At 65.7% G+C, this 22,754-nt stretch carries 20 protein-coding genes; 5 read left to right on the top strand and 15 right to left on the bottom strand.

What is annotated here, in order from left to right; genetic code table 11:
• Positions 1 to 155: 155 nt before the first annotated feature.
• From G3N95_RS04365 to glyA, 7 genes are all read right to left on the bottom strand, one after another.
• The gene (locus G3N95_RS04365) at positions 156 to 1,133 is read right to left on the bottom strand and encodes a CoA ester lyase (protein ID WP_205968702.1); all 978 of its coding nucleotides are present in this window, start codon (positions 1,131 to 1,133) and stop codon (positions 156 to 158) included.
• 46 nt (positions 1,134 to 1,179) lie between these two features.
• The gene (locus G3N95_RS04360; RefSeq protein WP_205968701.1) at positions 1,180 to 4,092 is read right to left on the bottom strand and encodes a phosphoenolpyruvate carboxylase; all 2,913 of its coding nucleotides are present in this window, start codon (positions 4,090 to 4,092) and stop codon (positions 1,180 to 1,182) included.
• Positions 4,070 to 4,975: a succinate--CoA ligase subunit alpha gene (gene sucD, locus G3N95_RS04355; RefSeq protein WP_205968700.1), complete on the bottom strand. Its 906-nt coding sequence runs from the start codon at positions 4,973 to 4,975 to the stop codon at positions 4,070 to 4,072. The genes G3N95_RS04360 and sucD overlap by 23 nt, the downstream gene beginning before the upstream one ends.
• An 11-nt stretch (positions 4,976 to 4,986) precedes the next feature.
• On the bottom strand, positions 4,987 to 6,174 hold the full coding sequence (locus G3N95_RS04350; protein ID WP_205968699.1) for a malate--CoA ligase subunit beta: 1,188 nt from the start codon (positions 6,172 to 6,174) through the stop codon (positions 4,987 to 4,989).
• Positions 6,175 to 6,223: 49 nt separating this feature from the next.
• Positions 6,224 to 7,180, bottom strand: a complete 957-nt coding sequence (locus G3N95_RS04345) for a D-2-hydroxyacid dehydrogenase (RefSeq protein WP_205968698.1) — start codon at positions 7,178 to 7,180, stop codon at positions 6,224 to 6,226.
• Between the two features lie 92 nt (positions 7,181 to 7,272).
• On the bottom strand, positions 7,273 to 8,538 hold the full coding sequence (locus G3N95_RS04340) for an aminotransferase class V-fold PLP-dependent enzyme (RefSeq protein WP_205968697.1): 1,266 nt from the start codon (positions 8,536 to 8,538) through the stop codon (positions 7,273 to 7,275).
• 47 nt (positions 8,539 to 8,585) lie between these two features.
• Positions 8,586 to 9,902, bottom strand: coding sequence for a serine hydroxymethyltransferase (gene glyA / locus G3N95_RS04335; RefSeq protein ID WP_205968696.1), 1,317 nt, complete (start codon positions 9,900 to 9,902; stop codon positions 8,586 to 8,588).
• Positions 9,903 to 10,169: 267 nt separating this feature from the next.
• On the opposite strand from glyA, the gene G3N95_RS04330 reads away from it, so the two are divergent.
• Entirely contained in the window at positions 10,170 to 11,093 is a 924-nt protein-coding gene (locus G3N95_RS04330) for a LysR family transcriptional regulator (protein ID WP_205968695.1), read from the top strand.
• Between the two features lie 7 nt (positions 11,094 to 11,100).
• Here the strand turns inward: G3N95_RS04330 and G3N95_RS04325 are convergent, their stop codons facing one another.
• From G3N95_RS04325 to G3N95_RS04310, 4 genes are read right to left on the bottom strand one after another with little or no spacing between them, the layout of a single operon-like run.
• Positions 11,101 to 11,925, bottom strand: coding sequence for a formylmethanofuran dehydrogenase subunit C (locus tag G3N95_RS04325; protein ID WP_205968694.1), 825 nt, complete (start codon positions 11,923 to 11,925; stop codon positions 11,101 to 11,103).
• A complete protein-coding gene (gene fhcD, locus G3N95_RS04320; protein WP_205968693.1) occupies positions 11,922 to 12,872 on the bottom strand; it encodes a formylmethanofuran--tetrahydromethanopterin N-formyltransferase in 951 nt (316 codons plus the stop codon). The genes G3N95_RS04325 and fhcD overlap by 4 nt, the downstream gene beginning before the upstream one ends.
• Positions 12,872 to 14,560 carry a formylmethanofuran dehydrogenase subunit A gene (locus G3N95_RS04315; RefSeq protein ID WP_205968692.1) on the bottom strand — a complete coding sequence of 563 codons (1,689 nt, stop codon included), beginning with the start codon at positions 14,558 to 14,560 and terminating at the stop codon, positions 12,872 to 12,874. Before G3N95_RS04315 ends, fhcD begins: the two co-directional genes overlap by 1 nt.
• Positions 14,557 to 15,804 carry a formylmethanofuran dehydrogenase gene (locus G3N95_RS04310; protein WP_241018192.1) on the bottom strand — a complete coding sequence of 416 codons (1,248 nt, stop codon included), beginning with the start codon at positions 15,802 to 15,804 and terminating at the stop codon, positions 14,557 to 14,559. Before G3N95_RS04310 ends, G3N95_RS04315 begins: the two co-directional genes overlap by 4 nt.
• Positions 15,805 to 16,141: 337 nt before the next feature.
• Between G3N95_RS04310 and G3N95_RS04305 the strand changes: the two genes are divergently transcribed.
• The 3 genes from G3N95_RS04305 to G3N95_RS04295 are packed head-to-tail and all read left to right on the top strand — an operon-like array spanning position 16,142 to position 18,821.
• A complete protein-coding gene (locus G3N95_RS04305) occupies positions 16,142 to 17,140 on the top strand; it encodes an ATP-grasp domain-containing protein (protein WP_205968690.1) in 999 nt (332 codons plus the stop codon).
• Positions 17,130 to 18,200 (top strand): hydantoinase/oxoprolinase family protein, encoded by a 1,071-nt coding sequence (locus G3N95_RS04300; RefSeq protein WP_205968689.1) that lies wholly within the window; start codon positions 17,130 to 17,132, stop codon positions 18,198 to 18,200. The genes G3N95_RS04305 and G3N95_RS04300 overlap by 11 nt, the downstream gene beginning before the upstream one ends.
• 30 nt (positions 18,201 to 18,230) lie before the next feature.
• Positions 18,231 to 18,821, top strand: a complete 591-nt coding sequence (locus G3N95_RS04295; RefSeq protein WP_205968688.1) for an aspartate kinase — start codon at positions 18,231 to 18,233, stop codon at positions 18,819 to 18,821.
• Here G3N95_RS04295 and G3N95_RS04290 read toward each other — a convergent pair.
• The 4 genes from G3N95_RS04290 to G3N95_RS04275 are packed head-to-tail and all read right to left on the bottom strand — an operon-like array spanning position 18,803 to position 22,120.
• Positions 18,803 to 19,576: a (5-formylfuran-3-yl)methyl phosphate synthase gene (locus G3N95_RS04290; RefSeq protein ID WP_205968687.1), complete on the bottom strand. Its 774-nt coding sequence runs from the start codon at positions 19,574 to 19,576 to the stop codon at positions 18,803 to 18,805. The genes G3N95_RS04295 and G3N95_RS04290 overlap by 19 nt on opposite strands.
• Complete coding sequence (locus tag G3N95_RS04285) at positions 19,573 to 20,166, bottom strand: DUF447 domain-containing protein (protein WP_205968686.1); 594 nt, start codon at positions 20,164 to 20,166, stop codon at positions 19,573 to 19,575. The genes G3N95_RS04290 and G3N95_RS04285 overlap by 4 nt, the downstream gene beginning before the upstream one ends.
• 2 nt (positions 20,167 to 20,168) lie before the next feature.
• Positions 20,169 to 21,554, bottom strand: coding sequence for a DUF6513 domain-containing protein (locus tag G3N95_RS04280; protein ID WP_205968685.1), 1,386 nt, complete (start codon positions 21,552 to 21,554; stop codon positions 20,169 to 20,171).
• A complete protein-coding gene (locus G3N95_RS04275; RefSeq protein ID WP_241018191.1) occupies positions 21,554 to 22,120 on the bottom strand; it encodes a flavoprotein in 567 nt (188 codons plus the stop codon). Before G3N95_RS04275 ends, G3N95_RS04280 begins: the two co-directional genes overlap by 1 nt.
• Before the next feature lie 215 nt (positions 22,121 to 22,335).
• Between G3N95_RS04275 and G3N95_RS04270 the strand changes: the two genes are divergently transcribed.
• On the top strand, positions 22,336 to 22,749 hold the full coding sequence (locus G3N95_RS04270) for a dihydroneopterin aldolase (protein ID WP_205968683.1): 414 nt from the start codon (positions 22,336 to 22,338) through the stop codon (positions 22,747 to 22,749).
• Positions 22,750 to 22,754: the final 5 nt, after the last annotated feature.

Here is a 22,754-nt window from a genome sequence, read left to right as displayed (position 1 = left end):
GCGTGAGCGGCTCAAGCAACTTATCAACGAAAAACGGCCCGGGCGCTCTTGCGCTCGGGCCGTCAAGTCCAGACCGTTTCGTTATACCGTTCGAGTCCTCAAAAGAGACCTTAACTGAACGGCATTAGGCCCGCGGGCCGCCCTTCGCATTCCCACTACCTGTTATTCCCGATCGCATCCGCCGTCGCGAGCAGCGCTTCAGCCATACGGATACTCGCAGCATCGATCAGTCGCCCATCCAGCGAAACCGCGCCTTTGCCTTCCTTCGCGGCTTGCGCCATCGCGTCCATGATGCGGCGCGCCTTGGTGACTTCGGCCTCGGCGGGCGTGAACACGCGATTGGCGAGTTCGATCTGCGACGGATGGATCGCCCACTTGCCTTCATAACCCAACACGGCGGCGCGGCGCGCGGCCGCATCGTAGCCGTCGGGATCGCTGAAGTCGCCGAACGGGCCGTCGATGGGACGCAGCCCGTACGCGCGGCATGCCACCATCATCCGCGTTTGCGCGGCGTGCCATTGGTCGCCCCAGAAGTAGTCGCGCTCGCCGCGCTCGTTCTTGTCCGTGAGCACACCGTAGTCGCGATTCACGCCGCCGATCACCGTCGTGCGTGCGCGCGTCGATGCCGCGTAGTCCGCGACGCCGAACGACATCGCCTCCAGGCGGCGGCTCGATTGCGCGATACTCTCGACGTTCGCCATGCCGAGCGCGGTTTCGATCAGCACTTCGAAGCCGATCTTCTTCGTGCGCCGGCGAGCGGCCTCGATCTGCGTGACGAGCATGTCGACGGCATACACGTCGGCGGCCACGCCGACCTTCGGAATCAGGATCATGTCGAGACGCGGGCACGCTTCGACGATATCGACGACGTCGCGATACATGTAATGCGTATCGAGACCGTTGATGCGGACCATCATCGTCTTGGTGCCCCAGTCGATCTCGTTGAGCCCTTCGACGATGTTCTTGCGCGCCTGTTCTTTGTCGTCCGGCGCGACGGCGTCTTCGCAGTCGAGAAAGATGATGTCGGCAGCCGAGCGCGCGGCCTTCTCGAACATCGCGGTATTCGAGCCGGGGACGGCCAGCTCGGAACGATGCAGCCGTGCCTTGGCCTGCTCGATGACAGTAAAGCTCATATGCGTTCTCCTGTAGGCAATCTTTGAAGGTTTCGGCGCTGGGCGCTCAGCCCGTCGCGCCGAAGCCCGATGCAATGCAGTTGATGGACAGCAGCAGCGGCACCTGATACGCGCGCCGCTGCCGTTCCGTCTGCGCCGAACGGTAAAGGCGAAGCAATTCGATCTGCTGCCGGCTGATCAGATCGATGGCGGGCAGCCTGCGCTCCAGACGGGCACTGAACTTCGGAAAGCGCGTACCGGGCCCCGACGAACCCGTGACGGCCTGCACCATCTTCACGGTCAGCCGGTATTCGGTTTCGACCTGCGTAAAGATCGTGTCGCGGATCTGCTCATCGGGAACGAGGCTCGCGTATTCGCGTGCGATCTCCAGGTTGACCTGCGCGAGCGTCTTCTCGACTTCGTCGATCACGAGCCTGAAGAGCCGCGATTCGTTGAACATGCGCCGCAGCAGATCGAGTCCGCGTTCCTGCCGCACGGAGAGAAAGCCGTCGATCGCGCTGCCTACTCCGTACCAGCCCGTCAACGCGTGACGGTTCTGCGCCCATGCGAACACCCAGGGAATCGCGCGCAGATCCTGCAGACTCTTCGCGCCGAAACGGCGGGCAGGGCGCGAGCCCATGTTGAGCATCGACAGTTCTTCGAGCGGGCTCGCCGCCTGGAAATAAGCCAACATGCCCGGCTGCTCGATGAACTTCGCGTACGCGGCCCGCGACGCGCCCGACAACGCTTCCATCGCCTCGTCGAATTCGCCCTTGGGCAACAACGCGTCTTCGCGTTCGGACTTCAGCGTATGTTCGAGCACGCTCGACGCCAGCAACTCGACGTGATACTGCGCCGTGCCGCGATTCGCGTATTTGAACGACACCACTTCGCCCTGTTCGGTCACGCGGAAACGTCCGTCGACGGAGCCGGCGGGCAACGCGGCGATCGCGCGGCCGGCAGCGATGCCACCCCGGCTCACGGAGCCGCCGCGTCCGTGGAAGAACGCCATCGCGACGCCCAGTTCGTCGCCGAGCCGCCTGATTTTCGTCTGCGCCTTCGACAGCTCCCAGTTGCTCGCGAAGAATCCGCCGTCCTTGTTCGAATCGGAATAGCCGATCATGATTTCCTGCACGCCGCCTTGCGCACGGATACTGCGGCGGACCATCGGCACGGCCAGCAGTTCGCGCAGGATTTCTGGCGCGCGGCGCAGGTCGTCGATGGTTTCGAGCAGCGGCACGACGGGCAGTGTGCAGCTTTCGGTGCCCGCCGCGTCGGAAAAGAGACCGGCTTCCTTCGCGAGCAGATAGACGCCGAGCACGTCGCTCGCGCGATGCGTCATGCTGAGAATGAACGCGCCGAATGCGTTGCGATCCACCTGCTGACGCATCTCCCGAACCGTGCGGAAAATCTGCAGCGTCTGGGCCTCTTCGGGCGGCAGCGACTGGAAACGTCGCTCGCGTTCGGCTTCGCTGTCGGAAGGCTGGGCCAGTTCGCTCAGCAGCCACGCCTTCCATTCGGGCGAATCGCTCGCGGGCGGCTCGCCCGACGTGCCGCAGGTCGCGCGCCACAAGCTCTGCAGCGCCTGCTCGATGACGGTCGTGTTCTGACGCAGATCGAGTTGCACGGTGCTGAAGCGGAACGTCTCCACTTCGTGCCGCAACGGGCGGATCAACATGCGCGCGAGCTGGCCGCTTTCCGTCGCGAGCAGCGTCTGTTCGATCACCAGCAGGTCGGCGGCCAGTTCGTCCGCGCTGGTGTAGCCGCCTTGAACGGGCACGCCGTCGGCGGGGCGGCTTGCGTTGGCAAGCGATGCGTCGAGCCGGCGCAGGACGCACGTCAGATATTGACGGAACAGTTCGCCCGGATTGCGCGACGCGACCGACGCGGGTTCGCCGCTCGCCATCAGCACGCGCGCCAGTGCTTCGTGGAAACTGTCGGGCAAGGGCAGCGCCTCGGACGTGATGCTCAGCGTCTGCGCCAGTTCGACGAGACGCAGGCGATAACGCTTCAGGCACGCGAGTCTATTCTCATGCAGCGTCGCGCGCGTGACGCTGTCGTCGACGAACGGATTGCCGTCGCGATCGCCGCCTATCCAAGAGCCGAACTGGAAAAAGCGCGGCATGTCGAAGCGCTCGCCCGGATAGTGCCGTTCGAGCGCGCTCTCCAGTTTGTCGAACAGCAGCGGCACGGCTTCGAACAGCGTCTCGCCGAAGAAGTGCAGACCCCACGCCACCTCTTGTGCGACCGTGGGCTTTTCGAGCCGCAGTTCGCCGCTCATCCACAACAGCTCGATGTCGTTTCTCAGCGCGAGCACGAGCGTGTAGCGTTCGCGCGGCGTCCAGCGCGGCGATTCGAGTTCCATCAGACGCCGGTAGATGCGCCGGTGGATTTCGAGCACGGTGACGCGCTTCGCTTCCGTCGGATGAGCCGTCAGCACGGGCCGCACTTTCATATGGCCCAGCACGTCGCGCACTTCGCTGGCGGGGACGCCCGCTTCCGCGACTTCGGCAATCACGCGCGCGAACGAATCGGGCAGCCTGTCATAGCCGCCTTCGAGTTCGATCTCACGGCGACGGCGCATCGCAGTGCTCTGTTCGGCGATGCTGAGCAACTGGAACCACATGCCCTGCGCCTGCAGCATGCGCCGCAGCACGACGCGCGCGGTGCGGTCGTCCATCCGCTCGCGCATCAGCTCGCTCATCGATTCGTGCGCGGACTCGCCGCGCAGCGTGCGTTCCACTTCCGGCTGACGGGCACGCGCGATATCGCGCAGCAGTTCCGACAGCAGATCGATCACAGCGTGTTCGTATTCGTCCGCACTGAGCGCGGGCAGTGACGCCGACGCGGCGGCGAGCTTGTGCAGCCCGTCGACGGCGGCGTGCCTGCCCGCATGGAGGGGGCGCACAGCCTCGACGCGCGGCGAGTCGGGCTGTGTGTCGATGCCGTAGCCCCAGTCAGGCAACGCGGCGCGCGACATTGCTTTCGAGCACTGAGGCAACGGTGGAACCCAGCTCGGATGCGCTGGGCGCAACCGAGAGGCCATAGGACTGCATGATCTGCGCTTTCTCGGCCGCACTGTCGCCCGCCGCCGAGATGATTGCGCCCGCATGCCCCATGCGCCGTCCTTTCGGCGCAGTGAGACCGGCCACATAGCCGACCACGGGCTTCGTCATATGCTCGCTGACCCACTTCGCGGCTTCGGCCTCCTGCGGGCCGCCGATCTCGCCGATCATCACCACGGCTTCGGTTTCGGGGTCCTGCTCGAACAGCTTCAGATGATCGAGGAACGAACTGCCGTTGATGGGATCGCCGCCGATGCCCACGCTCGTCGTCACGCCGAGACCGAGCGCGTTGAGTTGCGCGGCGGCTTCGTAGCCGAGCGTGCCCGAGCGCGACACGATGCCGATATTGCCGCGCCGGTAGATATGGCCCGGCATGATGCCGAGCATCGCGCGTCCGGCGCTGATGATGCCCGCGCAGTTCGGGCCGACCACCATCGTGCGCGCTTCCTTCGGATAGCGCAGCAGATAGCGCTTCACGCGCATCATGTCCTGAGCCGGAATGCCGTCGGTGATCACGCAGACGAGTTTCAGACCGGCGTCGGCGGCTTCCATGATGGCGTCGGCGCAGTAGGGCGGCGGCACGAACACGAGGCTCGCGGTCGCGCCCGTTTCGCGCACGGCGTCTTTCACGGTGTCGAAGACGGGACGTTCGAGGTGATGCTTGCCGCCCTTGCCGGGCGTCACGCCGCCCACCACGTTGGTGCCGTAGGCAATCATCTCTTTCGCGTGGAACGAGGCCTTGTCGCCCGTGAAGCCCTGCACGATGACGCGGGTGGTTTCGTCGATCAGGATGCTCATGTCCGTTCTCCTTATCGGTGGTTGCCGGCGAGGCGCGCGCGGTGCGCCTTGGACGCCTCGACGGCCTTTTGTGCCGCTTCCAGCAGCGATTCCGCCGCGATGATGGGCAGGCCGCTTTCGTTGATGATGCGTCGTCCCTCCTCGACATTCGTGCCCGCCAGCCGCACGACGAGCGGCACTCTCAGCCCGCGCGCGGCCTGCACGACGCCCTCCGCAACCCAGTCGCAGCGGTTGATGCCGGCGAAGATGTTGACGAGCACGGCCGACACGTTCTGGTCCGACAACACGAGGCGGAACGCGGCCGCCACGCGTTCGGGCGAAGCGCCGCCGCCGACGTCGAGAAAGTTGGCGGGCTCGCCTCCCGCGTATTTGATGGTGTCCATGGTGGCCATCGCGAGGCCGGCGCCGTTGATGATGCAGCCGATATCGCCGTCGAGCCCGACGTAGTTCAGGCCGAACTGCGCGGCTTCCGCTTCGCGCGGATCTTCCTGCGCGGCGTCGCGCATTTCCGATACGTGTGGGTGGCGGAACAGGCCGTTGTCGTCGAACGAGATCTTGGCGTCGAGCGCGATCACGCGGTCGTCCGTCGTCACGACGAGCGGGTTGATCTCCACCATCGTCGCATCGAGATCGCGGAACGCGCGGTACGCGCCCATGATCGTGGAGACGGCGCGGCTCACCTGCTTGATGCTCAGGCCGAGACCGAAGGCGATTTCGCGCGCCTGGAAGGGCTGCAAACCGACGGCGGGTTCGACCACGGCCTGAAGCACGGCTTCCGGGTTCGTGTGGACGATTTCCTCGATATCCATGCCGCCCTGCGAGGACGCGATCACGCGCACGCGTTCCGCTTTCCGGTCGAGCACGATGCCGAGGTAGATTTCACGATCGAACTTCTCCGCGACTTCCACGTACACACGCTCGACGACCTTGCCTTCCGGTCCCGTCTGCGTCGTCACGAGTTGCTTGCCGAACAGCGAGGTCGCCGCTTCGTGCACGTCGTGATAGGTCTCGCACAGCTTGATGCCGCCTGCCTTGCCGCGCGCGCCCGAATGGATCTGCGCCTTGACGGCCCAGTGCCAGCCGCCGAGTTCGGTTGCGCAGTACACCGCCTGATCCGGCGTGTAGGCCACCGCGCCGCGCTGGATCGGCACGCCGAAGCCGGCCAGCAGATCTTTGGCCTGATACTCGTGAATGTCCATATCGATGTCTCCTTGGTATTGCGTAGGTTTTCGCGTAATTCCTTGACCGTCAGATCACGAGATTGCGAGGCTCGCCGCGTGCGAAGGCCTCGATGTTCTCGATCAACTGGTCGGCGAGCGACTGCATGGCGTCGTCGGACGCCCACGCGACGTGAGGGGTCAGGATGAAGTTGGGCAGATCGAGTTCGAGCAGCGGATTGCCCGCGACGGGCGGCTCCTGGCTCAGCACGTCGAAGCCCGCGCCGGCGATCACGCCTTCCTTCAGCGCCGTCGCCAGCGAGGCTTCGCACACGAGCCCGCCGCGTGCCGTGTTGATCAGCAGGCAACTGGGCTTCATCATGCGCAACTGGTCGAGACCGATCAGGTTGCGTGTCGCGGGCGTGAGCGGCGCATGCAGCGAGATCACGTCGGAGGTGCGCAGCAGGGTTTCGAGCGGCACGTATTCGGCGCCGGGCAACCGCGTGCGCTGCGAGTCGTGCGCCGCGAAGATCACGCGCATGCCGAAGCCGCGCGCGATCTGCGCCGTGCCCTGGCCGAGCGCGCCGCCGCCGATGATGCCGAGCGTCGCGCCATGCAGATCGCTGATCGGGTGATCGAAGAAGCAGAACTGCCGCGCCTGTTGCCAGCGTCCGCGCTGCACGTCGTTGCGATAGGCGAACAGGTTGCGCCGCAACGCGAGCATCAGCGCGAACGTATGCTCGGGCACCGTGTGCGTCGCGTAGCCGCGAATGTTGGCGACGGCGATTCCGCGCTCGCGGCAGTACGCGGTATCGACGCAGTCGTAGCCCGTCGCCGCCACGGCGATCATTTTGATCGACGGGTGCCGGTCGAGCACATTGGCCCGCAGCGGCACCTTGTTCGTGATCGCGATGGTGGCGCCGTCGAGCCGCTGCTCGACCTCATGCACGGAGGTCGACGCATACTGGACCCAGTGGTGATCGAACGCGGGGCGCCGCACATCGGCATTCAGCGTCGAACGGTCGAGAAAGACGATTTCATGTTGCATGGTGTCGTGGGTGCCGTGAGATGAGCGGGAAGCGCACGGTCCGATGCGGCTGCATCGGACGCGCACTCGGGTAGCTGCACTCAGGAAGCGAATCAGGCAGCGGCGACGCGGCGCGGGGCGGGTTGAGCCGCCGTTTGCGCGCTCGCGTGGACCGCCTGAGCGCCCGGCGTGTGCGTGCGCCAGTACTGGCCTGCCGCGCCGACGCCGCTGCCCGGACGCACGTCGATGCCGGTGTCGAGCATCGCCATTTCCGCACCCGCGATCGCGCTCATCAGCATCAGTTCATTCAGGTCGCCGAGATGGCCGATGCGGAACACCTTGCCCGCGACCTTCGACAGCCCTGCGCCGAGCGCGAGGTTGTAGCGGCGATACGCGGTGTCGATCACCTGCGCGCCGTTGATGCCTTCCGGCACGACGATCGCGGAGACCGTATCCGAATGCCACCTGGGTCCCTTCGCGCACAGCTCCAGCCCCCAGCCTTCCGTGACGGCGGCGCGCACGCCCGAGGCGAGATAGTGATGCCGCGCGAAGACGTTATCGAGCCCTTCCTCGAACAGCAGGTCGAGCGCGGCGCGCAGCCCGTAGAGCAGCGACAGCGCGGGCGTGTACGGGAAGTAGCCGGTGGCGTTGGTGCGCACCATGTCGGCGAGATCGAAGTAGCAGCGGCGCGATTTCGCATGACTGATGGCCTTCAGCGCCTTCTGGCTCACGCACAGGATGCCGAGACCTGCCGGCAACATCAGGCCTTTCTGCGAGCCCGTCACCGCGAGATCGACGCCCCATTCGTCCATGCGGAAGTCGATGCAGCCGATCGAACTCACGCCGTCGACGAACAGCAAGGCCGGGTGACCTGCGTCGTCCATCGCGCGGCGCAGTGCGCCGATATCGCTCGTCACGCCCGTCGCCGTTTCGTTGTGACACGCGAGAATGCCCTTGATGGTGTGCTGCCGGTCCGCCTTGAGAATCTCCGCGATCCGTTCGACGGGCACGCCTTCGCCCCAATCGACGTCGAGAATCTCCACGTCGAAGCCGAATCGCTGCGCCATGTCCGCCCACAGATGGCTGAACTGGCCGAAACGCGGCACCAGCACGCGGTCGCCGGGCGACAGCGTATTGGTGAGCGCCGCTTCCCATGCGCCCGTGCCCGACGACGGGAAGATGAACGGCTGGCCTTCCGCCGTCCGATAGATCTTCTTCAGGTCGGACAGCAGGCCATGCGCGAGTTCGGGGAATTTCGTCGAGCGGTGGTCTTCCATCGATACGACCATCGCGCGCAGCACGGCGTCGGGAACGTTCGTCGGGCCGGGGACGGCGAGGATGTTGCGTCCGGCGATGCGCGAGCCTGAAGTGTTCGACATGGTTTGTCTCCTTGATTGATGGGCTTGAGAAGTCGCTCGAAGGGTTGTCAATGCGCGCTGCGGCCGGCGGCTGCACGGTCGTCGCGCGTTGCGTCCTGGCGCAGTGCGTCGGGCGCGTCGCGATACACGGGGAACTTCGCGGTGAGCGCGAGCACGGCGTCGGCGGTGCGGCGGATCACCAGATCGTTGCCGGGCGCGTCGAGCACGTCGGCGATCAGATGCGCGAGCTGTTCCGCTTCGGCTTCGCGCAGGCCGCGCGTCGTGATGGCGGGCGAACCGATGCGCACGCCGCTCGTCACGAAGGGCTTTTGCGGATCGTTCGGAATCGCGTTCTTGTTGACCGTGATGAACGCGCGGCCGAGCGCGGCTTCCGCTTCCTTGCCCGTCACGTTCTTCGCGCGCAGGTCGACGAGAAACACATGCGAATCGGTGCGCCCCGACACGATCCGCAAGCCGCGCTGCTGGAGTGTCTGCGCGATGGTGCGTGCGTTGACGAGCACCTGTTGCTGGTACTGGCGGAATTCGTCCGTCATCGCTTCGCGCAACGCGGCCGCCTTGCCCGCGATCACATGCATCAACGGGCCGCCCTGGATGCCGGGGAAGATCGTCGAATCGATCGCCTTCGCGGTGTCGGCGCGCGAGAGGATCAGACCGCCGCGCGGACCGCGCAGCGTCTTGTGCGTGGTGGTGGTCACGTAATCGGCGATCCCGACCGGGCTCGGGTAGAGACCGGCCGCGACGAGACCGGCGTAGTGCGCCATATCGACGAGCAACGTTGCGCCGACGCTGTCGGCGATCGCGCGAAAACGCTGCCAGTCGATCACGAGCGAATACGCGGACGCGCCCGCGACGATCATGCGCGGCCGATGTTCCTCCGCGAGCCGCTGGGCTGCGTCGTAGTCGATTTCTTCCGTCTCGGGATCGAGGCCGTACGACACCGCGTTGAACAGCTTGCCGCTCACGTTCACCGACGCACCATGCGTGAGGTGGCCGCCATGTGCGAGCGACATGCCGAGAATCGTGTCGCCCGGCTTGAGCGCGGACAGATAGACGGCCTGATTCGCCTGCGATCCCGAATGCGGCTGCACGTTCGCGTGATCGGCGTTGAAGAGCTGCTTCGCGCGATCGATCGCCAACTGCTCGACGACGTCGACGTGTTCGCATCCGCCGTAGTAACGCTTGCCCGGATAGCCTTCCGCGTATTTGTTCGTGAGCTGCGATCCCTGCGCTTCGAGCACGGCGGGCGACGTATAGTTTTCCGATGCGATCAGCTCGATGTGATCCTGCTGGCGCTGCGTTTCCGCCGCAATCGCGTGCTGCAGTTCCGGGTCGGTGACGGCGAGCGTGTTTTTGTAGCTGAACATGGATGAACCTCTCTTGAGTGGACCGGACGGGCCAGACGTATTGCGCGCCCCCTTCGCATTCCTGTTGAAACGATGGTAGAGGCGTGCCGCGCAAAACACTCATTCGGGTTACTTATCCGACCCATAACCATGCGTGCGAGCCTTGCCGGGCGGGCGTGAAACCTCGCGGGGTACTCCCTCATGGGCATTGCGGGCGTAGCCCCGGCTGGTAGAGTTGAGACGTGAAATCGAGCGGTTATGGCTGCGTTCAGGAGGATAGGGAGCGAGATGCTGCATCTGACTTTGCGTCAGTTGCGCGTGTTCGAAGCGAGCGCGCGCCACCTGAGTTTTTCGCGCGCTGCGGAAGAGCTTCATCTGACGCAACCCGGCGTTTCGTCGCAACTGAAGCAGCTCGAAACGAGCATCGGCATGCCGCTCTTCGAGCAGGTCGGGCGGCGCGTTTTTCTGACGGCTGCGGGCAAGGAGCTATACAGCCATACGCGTCTGCTTCAGCAGCAGTTATCCGTGCTCGAAACCTCGCTCGACCAGTTGCGGGACATGAAGCAGGGCAAGCTGAAGGTGTCGCTGGTGAGCGGCACGGCCAATCCGCTCGCGCTTCAGTTGATCGCGAAGTTCACACGTGCGTTTCCCGGTGTGAGGGTGAGTCTCTCGGTGGGGAACAGGGAGTGCGTGCTGAACGAACTGGCGAACAACGAGACCGATCTCGCGATCATGGGACTGCCGCCCGAAGGGCAAGGGCTCGCTGCCGTGCGCGTGGCGAAAAATCCGCTGGTGATGATCGCGCCGCCCGATCATGCGCTCGTGCGCGCGCGCCGCATCGCACTTGAAGCGTTGGAGCGCGAAACGTTCCTCGTACGCGAGTCGGGCTCCGGCACGCGCCGCGCGATGGAGCGTTTCTTCGCCGAGCATCGCGGCAGCTTTCGGCCGGGTATGGAAGTGAGCAGCAACGAGGCGATCAAGTGGGCGGTGCAGGCGGGCATGGGCCTGTCAGTCGTTCCCCTCGCGACGATCATGGCCGAGCTGGAAACGCTGCGGCTCAAGGTGCTCGACGTCGAGCATTTTCCTATCGTGCGGTATCTGTATCTGGTGCATCGCGAGAGCAAGCAGCTTTCGACGGCAGCGTCCGCGTTCAGGGACAGCCTCGTGAGCGGCGCGCACGAGGCGGGCGAGCGGGTGGCGATGGAAGTCTGACCAAGGCCTAAGCCGGCAGCAGGATTTCGCCTTTGCCCTGAACCGACACATCGCCGCGCAGCCTCAGTGGGGCACGCGTGCGCGACAGCATCGCGAAAGCGCCGCCTTCGCGCGCGAGCGTCGGCACGAGCAGCCGCCAGAATACGTCGATGTCGCTGCTGTTTTCGGCGAGGCGCGGAGTCGTGGGCCAGGCGGGATCGAGCAGCACGAGCGAGCCGCGTCGCATGCCATACGCCGGATGTTCTCCAACCTTGCCCGCAATCGCGACAGTGCCCGCGACCATGCGCGACGCGACGAATGCGCCCGCCGAACCGAACACCGCGATCGTGCCGCGCCGCATGCGATCGCCGAGGCGTGCGCCCGCGTCGCCGTGAATCACGAGCGTGCCGCCGCGCATGCCGTCCATGTCGCCGGGCAGCGCAGCGCCCGCGAAGTCGCCTGCATCGCCGCGAATCTCGATCCGTCCGCCCGTCAGCTCGCATGCTGCGAAGCTCCCGCAATGGCCGTCGACCAGCACCGTTCCCGCGCTCATCTGCAAGCCGACGAAATCGCCTGCGTTGCCGTCGACGAGAATGTGGCCCGCGTTCATGCGCATGCCGAGGCGGTCGAAGCGTTGCATGTCGCCTTCGAACACGAGTTGCGGGGCATCGCGCGAGCCTTCGTCGACATTCACCGCGAACAGATCGCCGACGCTTATCCGCTCGGCGCCATGCCAAAGTGTGATCGCGCAGATGTCTTGCATAGCGAGTTCCGCGAGCCGTGCGGGCAGCAATTCGCGTGCATCGATGCGCAACGCGGGCGCCTGTTTCAGACGTAACGTGATGCGCTTCATCGGCTCTCCGGCTCAGTCAGTTGGTCGCACAGTTGATGCAGATGGAAGTGGAACGGCCCGAGCTTGCCGCCGTAGTTGCCCGCCGAGATCCGCACGAGGCCATGTGCGACACCGGCGTCCTCTCCCGTCGCGGCGTCGATGCCGACACGCATCGCGTCGGCCACATCTGCCTCGCTCAATCCGTCTATCACGATCTCCAGCACGCTTCGCACGTCGCCGTGCAGTTCGGTGCGCAGCGCGAGTTCGGCAAGGCCCGGACAGAATGCATCGTTGGTCGAGGCGGGCAGCGCAGAATACTTCGAGCCGACCTTCGACCCCGAGCGTACGACGCCGCCCGGAAACGGCATGATCACATTCGGCACGTTGCGTATCGCACGCACGGCAGTCTGCGCGGCACGAAGCGCCGCGTCGGTATCGCGCGCGAGAAAGAGCAGATTGCCGCCGCCCACGCCCTTGATGACCGAAGTGGTCTCCTCGGCGACGAACTCGCCGTCCATCACGGGCACGCGCCAGTAGCGCTTGCCGTCGATCATCTTCGCGATCTGCCAGCCGTCGCCGAAGAAGCGCAGATTCTTGCCGAGCGCAATCGGCTCGCCATTCTCGATTCCGCCGAACACGGCTGTCGTCGGGCAGGTCAGCACGCACTGTCCGACGCGGCGCTCGACCTGTTTCGCGAGCTCCTTGCCGGACATCGAAAACAGCAGCAGTGCGACGCCCGGTCGTCCGTCCGGTGTTTCGTCGGGCGATACCTCGCGCTCGATGCCGGCTTCGCAACCGCAGGCGATCACGGAGGTCGCGAAGCCGGTTGCCGCGAGCGCCGCATTGCGCGCCCATGTGGCATCGCGCGCCGTGACGATGAGGCGCGTCGCCTTCATCGGGAAGGCTTCGGCGAAGGTGTCGTCGATCGACACACCGCGCACGCTGCGCGGCGAAGTTGTCACACTCATCACGCAGACTCCGCACGCGGTTGTCGGTGGATGCCGCACGCAGCGGGCAGCAGACGGCCGCCGTTGCCGCACAGGCAGAGTTCGTCGCGGCTGATGGGCGCGCGCCGCATGTTGGTCGCGAGGTAGGCGTCGCCGTAGTCCTCGACGATCTTTTCGATCGAGCGGTCGAACTCGGGCTCGACATAGTGCGTGCCGCCCGCGGGCGTCGCGACGATGCGGCCTTCGCGTGCGACCAGTTCGCCGTCCTTGAACACATAAGCGGGCGTGCGGAACATCGCTTCGCGATCGGCATGCTCGCGGTACACGGCGATATCGGCGGCGGCGCCCGCATCGAGCCGTCCGCGATCGGCGAGCCCCAGCAGCCGCGCGGGCGCGGCGCGTGTGAGGATCGCGATCTCGGTCAGATCGAGTTCGCGCGTGAGGCCAGCAAGCGGCGACTGCGCGGCGACATCGGGATGAAGCTTCGCCAGTTGTTCGTCGCGGAACGATTTGTCCATCAGCAGACGGATCAGGTGCGGATAGCTCGTGAACGGGCCGCCGTTCGGATGATCGGTCGTGAGCGTGATCTGCCACGGGTTCTTCACGAGCAGAAACAGTTCGAGCCCGATCGTCCATTGCAGTGCGTTGACATAGCTCGTTTCCCGGTAGCGAAACGGCACGACGCCGCAGCCCGCGTCGCATTCGATATCGCCCGCGATCCACTTGCGCGGCGAAGCGAACGCGGCCTGTTTGACCTGCTTCATCGTGTCGCCGGAAGCCGTCACCGTCTGGCCGAACATGATCTGGCCGACGTCGATCGAAATGTTCGGATTCGCGTTGACGGCCTCGGCAATGCGATGCGCCGCCGACGAAAATTTCTTCGGCCCGTCGTTGCCGTAGCTATGGAACTGGATATGCGTGAGGTGGCCGGGAAGACCTTCGAGCGCATCGATGGTGGCGAGCGTCGAATCGATATTGCCGGGCACGCCGAGATTGCTCGCGTGAATATGCAGCGGGTGCGGCACGCCGAGATCGGTCAGCGCGCGGGCCAGCACATGCAGCACGTTGCGCGGCGTGATGCCGTAGTGCGTGTGGTGTTCGTCGACATCCAGGCTGCGCTGGTTGAACTTGAACGCCGATATCCCGCCTGGGTTGACGACCTTCACGCCGAGTGCGCGGCTCGCGTTGATCGACCAGCCGACGTAATCGCGCATGCGTTCGTAGTCGGTGTGCTCGGCCAGCATGCGCAGGAACAGTTCGTCGTTGCCGAGCATCACATAGGCGCCGTGATCGATGATCGGCGTGTCGCCCATTTCGAGGTGCGTGTGACGCGCGTTCGACGCGATCATGGCCGGCTCGAACGCGGCCGTGTAGCCCATCTCGGCGTAGCGGTAGCCCGTCGCGAACGTGCCGGGCGTGCAGTCGCCGCATGAAGCGAGTTCGAGCGGATTCTCGGGCGCGGCCCGGTTGCGATGATCTTCCGGCATCAGCAGTCGCGCGAGATTCACCTTGCCGCCGCCGATATGCGAATGCATGTCGATGCCGCCCGCCATCACGATCATGCCCGACGCGTCGTATTCGCAATCGACGGGCTCCTGTTCGGGCAGATCGACGATCTTGCCGTCGCGCACGCAGATGTCCCTGATCTGCCCGTCGATGCGGGACGCGGGGTCGTACACGCGGCCACCGCGCAAGCGGAACGTGCTCATCGTGCGGGCTCCTTTGACGCGGACGTCGCGGTGAATGACGCGCTCGTAAGCGATCCACCGAGGGCCTGCGCGATCTGTGCCGCGACGTGCGCGACGGCAGGCAGCGTGTCTTCATAGATGGGCACGAGCGGCAGCACCACACCGCCGTCCGCGCGGAACAGGTGTCCGCCGGAGCCGATGCCTGGCGTCGACACGGGGATGAACAGCGTGGGCCCGTGTCTATCCGCGCATAGCGGCGCGAGCCCCGGATGACCGAGCACCACGGTCGGCACGCCGGTTTGCGGCGGCGGCAAATCGACACCGAAGCTCGCGACCCAGACCATTGCATCGACAGCATGGTCTGCGAGCAGACGCGCCGTATCGTAACGATGCGGATCGTGTTCGAGGCCGCTGCGATGGATGCCTGTGCGTAGCGGCAAACCGGACATCCATGTGAGCGTCTGGTTCACAGTGGCCGCGCCGTCGTCTCCGCCGAGCGCGAGATTGCCCGCGCGTGTCCTGAGGTTGATCGACTTGGTCAGACGGTCGAGTGCTTCGACGAGCAGCGCCGCGTGATCGCCGGGCAGGTCGGCCGTATTCCAGACGAGCGTCACGTAACGCGCGGCGAGCATCCGGCCGGCGAGCGCTTCGAGTTCGGGCGCGGTGCCCGCATGCGGTTTGCCCTGCAGAAGCTGGTCGACGTGCAGGTTCAGCAGCGCCACCGTCTCGTACAGATCGCCATGCAGCGGTATCGCGCGTTGCGAAACCGTTGCTGGCTGTGCGTCGCGCGCGAGGTTCGCGTCGACTTCACTACCGACGTATATCACTTCGCGTTGCGCGGGACCCGACGCGTCGCGCGGCGCGGCGCCGATTCCGCAGCGCTGGAAGAACTCGGGGTAGCGCGTCGCCGGCGTCGACGCGAAGCAGACGATCAGGTCCGAGCGCGTGCGCACTTCGGAAAGCGTCGTCGTGAACGCGCCGCGATCCTGGATCGCGGTGAGGCTGCGCATCAGCGAGCGGCCGTGCGCATGATCGATGATCGCGGCGCTCGCGTTCGCAAGCCGATACAGCGTGCGCGTGCCGGCAACGTCAGTGGCCATGCCCGCGAACAAGGGCTGCCTTGCGTGCGCAAGCCATTGTGCCGCGAGGCCGACCGCATCGTCGAAGCCGAGCGGTTTACCGTCGAGTGTCGGCTGTGCCTGAGCCGGACGCGTGCCGAACTGCGCGAGCGCCCGCTTCGCACGCGGACAGTCGGTGCCGTTCAAGGTCAATGTCGTGTCCGTCGCTATCGAAAGCCGGTCGCATAACAGCGGGCAGAACGGACACGTCCAGGAAGTAGGAGAGCGGTTCGAGGTCATGTCCGCCTGACAGCAACTCATGTGCCATTTGCGTTGAAGACACGTCTCGCAGGCAGTTGCGCGAGACGCTTCGATACGGAAGACGCGTACGCGGTGCGCTCGTTCGACGTGTTTTGCGCCGTGCACGATGCAGACTGTCACGCGTCGACGGATGACAAAGGACAGGCACACGGCGTGGAGATCGATGGCATGGAACATGAATGCAGCAGGCACGAAACGCGACCACCTGCACGGGGAGCAAGCGATGAAAAAGATCCTGCTGTACGAACATCTCAGTGCCTATGGCGACGCGGACGGTAGCGTGTCCGCGGACCTGCGAATGCAGGGCAGGGCGATGCGCGACGCGGTGGCACGCGATCTCGCGCGGTCCGATCACATCGCGCTGACCTGTGTCGCGGGCCACGACGAAGCACGCGAGGCGATGGAGACCAAACCTGTTATCGACTGGCTTTGCGCACCGCTCGCGATACCGCCGACGCGTTTTCTCGCAGCGGAAGCACGCCGTCACGACGCCGTGTGGGTGATCGCGCCTGAGACGGGCGGGGTGCTGAGCGCGATGTGCGAAGCAGTCGATTCCGCGCGCTGGATCGGTTGCGACGCGGCGACGCTGCATATCGCGAGCAGCAAGCGCCGTACGGCGCGCTGTCTCGCGCAGGCTGGCATGTCGACGCCGCGCGCGTGGTCGGTGGAGGCGCCGCTCGACGTCGCGCGTAACGCAAGCGCCTGGGTCGTCAAGCCCGACGATGGAGCAGGTGCTGTCGATACCCGCGTCTATCGCGACTACCGGCAGGCCGAATACGTGTTCCTGCGTCGCGCCGCGTTGGGCGAAAGCGTGACGCTCGAAGCGTGGATCGACGGCGATGCGCTGAGTCTTTCTCTGCTTTGCAACCACGGCCATGCGCAACTGCTCGGCATCAACCGCCAGCATATCGGCATCGATGACGGACAGATCAGTTACGAAGGCGTGACGGCGAACGTCATCCCGCTTTCCGACGACAAGGCCGCGACGTGCAGGGCGCTCGCCGCACGCATCGCTCGCGCGCTGCCGGGCCTGGCGGGGTTCGTCGGCATCGACCTCGTCTGGCATCCGCAACGCGGGCCGGTCGTGATCGAAGTCAATCCGCGCGTGACGTGCGCGTATCCGGCGCTGTCCCGCATGCTCGATTTCAACCTCGGCGCAAGCGTGGTCGACGGCCATTTCGATCTCGGCGACGACCTCGATCGGAGGCGCCATGCAGCGTGATCTCGTGATCGGCTGGGACATCGGCGGCGCGCATGTGAAGGCGGCGCGGATCGAATCAGGACGCGTGTGCGACGTGATGCAATGGGTCTGTCCGCTATGGCAGGGCGTCGCGCATCTCGATGCCGTGTTCGACGCCGCCGCGCAGCGCTGGCCCGATCACGGCGACGCGGAGCATGCGGTCACCATGAGCGGCGAAATGGCCGACATTTTCGACGATCGCGAGACGGGCGTGGGCGCGCTGGCGAACCGGCTGGCGAGCCGCTTCGGGCCGCGTACATCGTTCTACGCAGGGCGCGCCGGATGGCAGCCCTACGAAGCCGTCACGGACCATTGGGCCGACATCGCCTCCGCCAACTGGCACGCGACGGCGGCCTTGATAGCGGCGCGCGTGCCCGCAGCGGTGCTCGTCGATATCGGCAGCACCACGACGGACTTCATCGCGATCCGCGAAGGCGTGCTCGTTTCGCGCGGGACGGACGACGCGGGGCGGCTCCGATCCGGCGAACTCGTCTATCAGGGCGTCGTGCGCACGCCGTTGTGTGCGCTCGCGCCGCGCATCCGCTTTCGCGGCGAGCCGCACAACGTGATGAACGAACTGTTCGCGACCACGGCCGATATCTACCGGCTGACAGGCGAACTCGATCCGCTGCACGATCAGCATCCCGCTGCCGACGGCGGCGAGAAGGATCGCCTCGGCAGCAGCCGGCGTCTCGCGCGAATGATCGGCCGCGATGCGCGCGAAGCGTCGATGGCCGACTGGGAGTGCTTCGCGCGCGAATGGCGCAAGGCGCAGCTTGCGCATCTGTCGGCGAACCTCGCCCAGGTGCTTGGGCGTGTCGGTCTCGGGCATGACGTCGTGCTTGTCGCGGCGGGCTGCGGGGCCTTTCTTGCCGACGAGCTGGCGGCCCAGTTCGGGCGCGACGTGATGCCGTTTGCGTCGCTCGTCGATGCCGATGACACAGATGACACAGCCGCGCGCTGGACGCAGGTCTGCGCGCCCGCCGTCGCTGTTGCGCTGCTGCGCGCGGACGAACGCTGCATGGCTGATGCGACCGTTTGAATTTCGGCAAACTCCGCACATGAGGCGTCTATGTGGGTCGTGAAGATTGGCGGCAGCATGAGCCGCGATCCGTTGCTCGAAGAATGGCTCACGGATCTGGTCGACTTCGGCGGCGGGCGCGTCGTGATCGTGCCGGGCGGCGGCGATTTCGCGGAGCAGGCCCGCGAGCATCAGGACATCTGGCGTTTCGACGACGTCGCCGCGCACAACATGGCCGTGCTGGCGATGGCGCAATATGCGCTGCTGATGCAAGGCATATCCCGGCGCCTCGTGATCGCCGCAACGGATGCGCAGATTCGCGCCGCGCTGCATGCGGGCCGCGTCGCGGTATGGGCGCCCCTCGACCTGCTGTATCAGGAGCCCAACCGGCTGACCAGTTGGGACGTCACGTCGGACAGCCTCGCCGCGTGGCTCGCGAACCGCTTGAACGCGGAACGTCTGGTGATCGTGAAGTCGTGCGACATCGAGCGGGAGCGATCGATCGACGAATACGCCGCGCTGGGTATCGTCGACCGCTCATTGGCCGGGTTCACGCACGACGCGCCGTATCCCGTCGATCTGCTGAGCCGGACCGACGGCGCGCGCGTGCGCGACCTGCTGCTTCACGCGACCACGGACTGACGGATTGCGACAGCGCCGAAGCCGGTATCGTTGGCGGCGGGGCTCGCCGCGCCCGGCGTATGGGCGGGGTACGACAACCGCGCGCGCAGATCGTGCACGCGCGCGGCATTGAGGCGCCCCGTGCGCGAGCCGTCGCACAGTGCCGTGCGGAAGCCGGCGATATCGGGGCCGAGCGCGCGGATCAACGGCACGTGCCCGCTGAGCAGCGAGCCCGCGAGTCCCGCCATCACGTCGTGGGCACGCGCGATCTGCACCATGTGGTCGAGCACCGCGAGCGGCACGCATTGAAAGAGATTGCCGCGCTTCTTGGTGGCCGTATCCACCATGACGGCAGCGAAGCGCAGTTCGGCCGCGTAGTCGACTATCCGCAAGTCGAGGCCGTTGTCGACCAGCAGCACGGGCACCATGTTCCATTGAAGCCCGCGCATGTACGCGAGCGTTCGACACGCGATATCGAACGAGCCGCCGTCGGCGGGGACGCCCGCCTTCACATAGTCGACGCCGCAACGCCCCGCCTGCGCGGCGCGAAACACCAGGCCCGCGTCGTCGCCCGGCAGCAGATCTCCGATTGCCGCGCTGATGGGCAGACGGGGATAGTCGGCACGCAGCGACTGCACGACATGCGCGATACGAGCTGCGGAGACGGCGCCAAGCGCGCCCGCGCCGGGCTCTTTCAGGTCGATGAGATCGGCGCCGGCCCTGGCGGCGTCGCGCGCCTCGTCGAGGTTGCGCACACTGGCGAGCATACGGATCATAAGGCCTCCTCGTTCAGAACATGATCGGCCTCGGCCGGTCTTGCGAAAAAAGCATGCACGGCGTCCATCAGCCATTGCCACGCCTGCTGCTCGCGCGGCCCGGCCGTCTTGTCGATGGCGATGGACAGGTAAGCCACCTCGGCCTCGATCTTCTCGCGCGGCAGCATCGCGAGCCGGCTGACCAGCACCGCGCCTTCGATCACAGCGGCCTGCGCGCGGTTGAGGCCCGTGAACGGCGCATCCGTGCAACGCGCGACGCACTCCATCACGAGGGTCGGACGCTGCGCGTCGTCGTTCACCGAGGCGAGCCGCAGTTCGGCGTGCGCGAGCGTATCGGCGAGCCGCACGCAACGCACGTGATCGACGGCGACGGTCGGCCACGTGCGCCTGCCCGTGACACAGCCGGCGAACACCCGCACGTCCGTCGTGAAGTTGACGACGGCGCAGCCGGTCGAGATCACGTTGTCGTAGGTGGCAGACGGCAGGAACGGCATCAGCAGAAAGGTATTGCCTTGCTGGCGCACGCCCATCGGCGCGATGTGCGGCTTGCCTTCGGGCGTGACGGTCGTGACGACGGTTTCGTGGATCATGGTCATGCTTCCTTTCTGCGAGTCGTACCGGGCGCGCATTGCGCGAGCAGCTCGTCTGCTTCGCGTGGGACCGCGCATCCCCATTCCAGCGGCTGATCCTGGCTATAGCGCTTGCCGAGCCGCCACGCGAGTTCCGCGCGCGCGAGTTCGACACCCATGTAGAACGCGTGTGCGCCGTCCGCTTCCAGACGCAGATGCGGCCAGAGCGCGAATGCATCGGCGGCGAGATGATGGCCGTCGCGGTTGTACACGTGAATGCCGTCCGTCGAGACCTGGACGCGAAAGTTCGGATCGCGGATGGCGGCGGCCGTTGCGGCAATCTCGTCGGGCGTATCCGGAAACGGATGCTTCGCGTGCGTCGTCATCAACTGATGGGTGAAGCCCTTGGGGAGCGTCTGGCCTTCGCGGGCCGCGTACATCATGCGGCGGGCAACATCGGCTTCGCGTATCGCGCAGCGCGCATGACCGCTGACCTGCGTCGTGAGAATGCCCGCGATGCCCAGTTCGATGCCGATGCCCAGCAGCACCGCGTGGATGCCGCTGGTGTCCGCTTCCGTGAGTTCCGTGACGTTGCCCGTGCCCATCAGGATCGGCGCGTCGGCATAGCGCTCGCGCAGGCGCTGATAGCGCGTGAGCGATTTCAGCAGCCCGAAGGGCAGCGGATCGAGGATCGGATCGGCGAGAAAGGGCCGGCCCTGTTGCTGCATCGTATCGATGGCTTCGTATAGCGAGGCTTCGTCGCCTGGCGTGCGCGGAATCAGCACGGGCGTCGAGTCGATGTCGTTGAGCACCCAGAGCGAATCGGCCGTCAGGCTCAGCAGATAATCCGCGCCCGCGCGGCCGCCGCGCACCAGTTCCTTCACGTCCATCGAATCGACGCTGACCTTGTACCCTTGCGACTTCAACGCGCGGATCGAATCGGCGAGGTGTGGAAACGGCGTCGCGGGCAGACAGCCGAGATCGATCACATCGGCACCATCGGCGGCGAGAGTTGCCGCTCGCGCGCAGATCGCGTCGACGCCCAGATGCGGCGCATCGACGATCTCCGCGAAGATCGCGATATCGTGCTTCGTCAGATCGACGGCGCGGGCGCTGCAGTCGAACCATCCCGGCAAGTCTTTGAGTTCTTCGGGGCCGCGCTGAACGGGAATGCCGTAGTGCGCGGAGAGCGCATCGAGATCGCCGCGGCATCGGCCAGGCACGATCACCCGGTCGGCTGCGATGGGCGCGGCGACACGGCGCCGGATCATATCCGCCGTCATCAGCGCCGCGACCTGCAGGCCGATCTCGCGAATCTCCCAGCTGAACGGCGCGGGCGCAAGAGTGCGCAGCACGCGTTCGAGTGCGGGCTGGGCAAGGCGGCCGGTGAGGAAAACGATATGTTCCATCAGGCGCTCGCGCAGCACGGCATGTCGACCTCGGCCACGCGCGCGTCGAGCGCTGCGCGCAATTCGTCCAGCGAGCACACGACGCGGCAATGATCGATTCGTTTCAACCGCTCGACGTTGTCGAGTTCGATATTGCGCGGACGCAGCTCGACCCAGTCGAGCGGACTCTTCGTGACGACGACGGGCTGTGTGTCGCATGCGAACACGATGCCCGGAATGCCCAGCTTGCCCGCCTGCGCGAACATGTTGGTCGGCAGCGTGTCCGAGATGCCGAACGCGCATTTCGCGACGGTATTGCTGGTGGCGGGCGCGACGACGACCGTGTGATAGCGGTTCTCGTCATACAGCATGCCGACGGGCACCGCGCTCGCGCTGTTGTCGCGGAACACCTTGAAGCGCGCCTTGAGTTCTGCGAGTTCGATCTTGTATAGCGGCAGCACTTCTTCGGCGGCGCGCGACAGGAACAGATCGACATGAGGCAGCAACGTCGCCGCGATATCGAGCGACTCGATCAGCCCATGTCCGGAGCCGGTGATAGCCCAGGCGAAGCGTGGCGGGTGTTGCATGTGGGTCGTCGTCATCGTCGTCGGTGGCGCAGCCAGGTTGTTCAGTTTGCGATACACAATGCGACGCGTCGCGATCAGCCTTGTATGTGGCGATTAGCCGTATGCGCGATACAGACGGCTTGCGCGGGCGCGTTCATATCCAATGCTTGCGACATTCGTGCCTGGGCCGCTTCTTGCATGAGTGCGCTTGACGGATCGACAGGTAAGGAACCCAGATGAACGTAATCGACAAGAACGTGCTCGAGCGGCCACATCTCGCTGCATCCGAGATGGACGTGATTTTTATTGAAGGCTTCGAGGGCGACACCGTGATCGGCATCGACCCGGACGAGCTGACCAATCTGCAGCCGGTGCGGATCGACCTGTGGGCAGGCGTGCCGCACAGTCATGCGTGCGACACCGATCAGATCGGCGACACGATCGACTACAGCAAGGTACACACGGCGCTCGTGTCGCTGCTCGCGACGCACAAGATGCAGTTGCTGGAGGCGCTCGCGGAATCGGTCGCGCAGATGCTGATCGTCGATTTCGGCGCGCACTGGGTGCGCGTGTCGCTGGCGAAGCCCGCGAAGTTCGCGAATGTGAGGGCGGTCGGCGTGACGATCGAGCGGACCGTGCGCTGGCCGTGATAGCC

Origin of the sequence: Paraburkholderia sp. Tr-20389, from assembly GCF_017104565.1 — a bacterium.
Taxonomy (GTDB): Bacteria; Pseudomonadota; Gammaproteobacteria; order Burkholderiales; family Burkholderiaceae; genus Paraburkholderia.
Note: the sequence above shows the minus strand (reverse complement) of the source record. Positions and strands in the feature narration are given on the sequence as shown.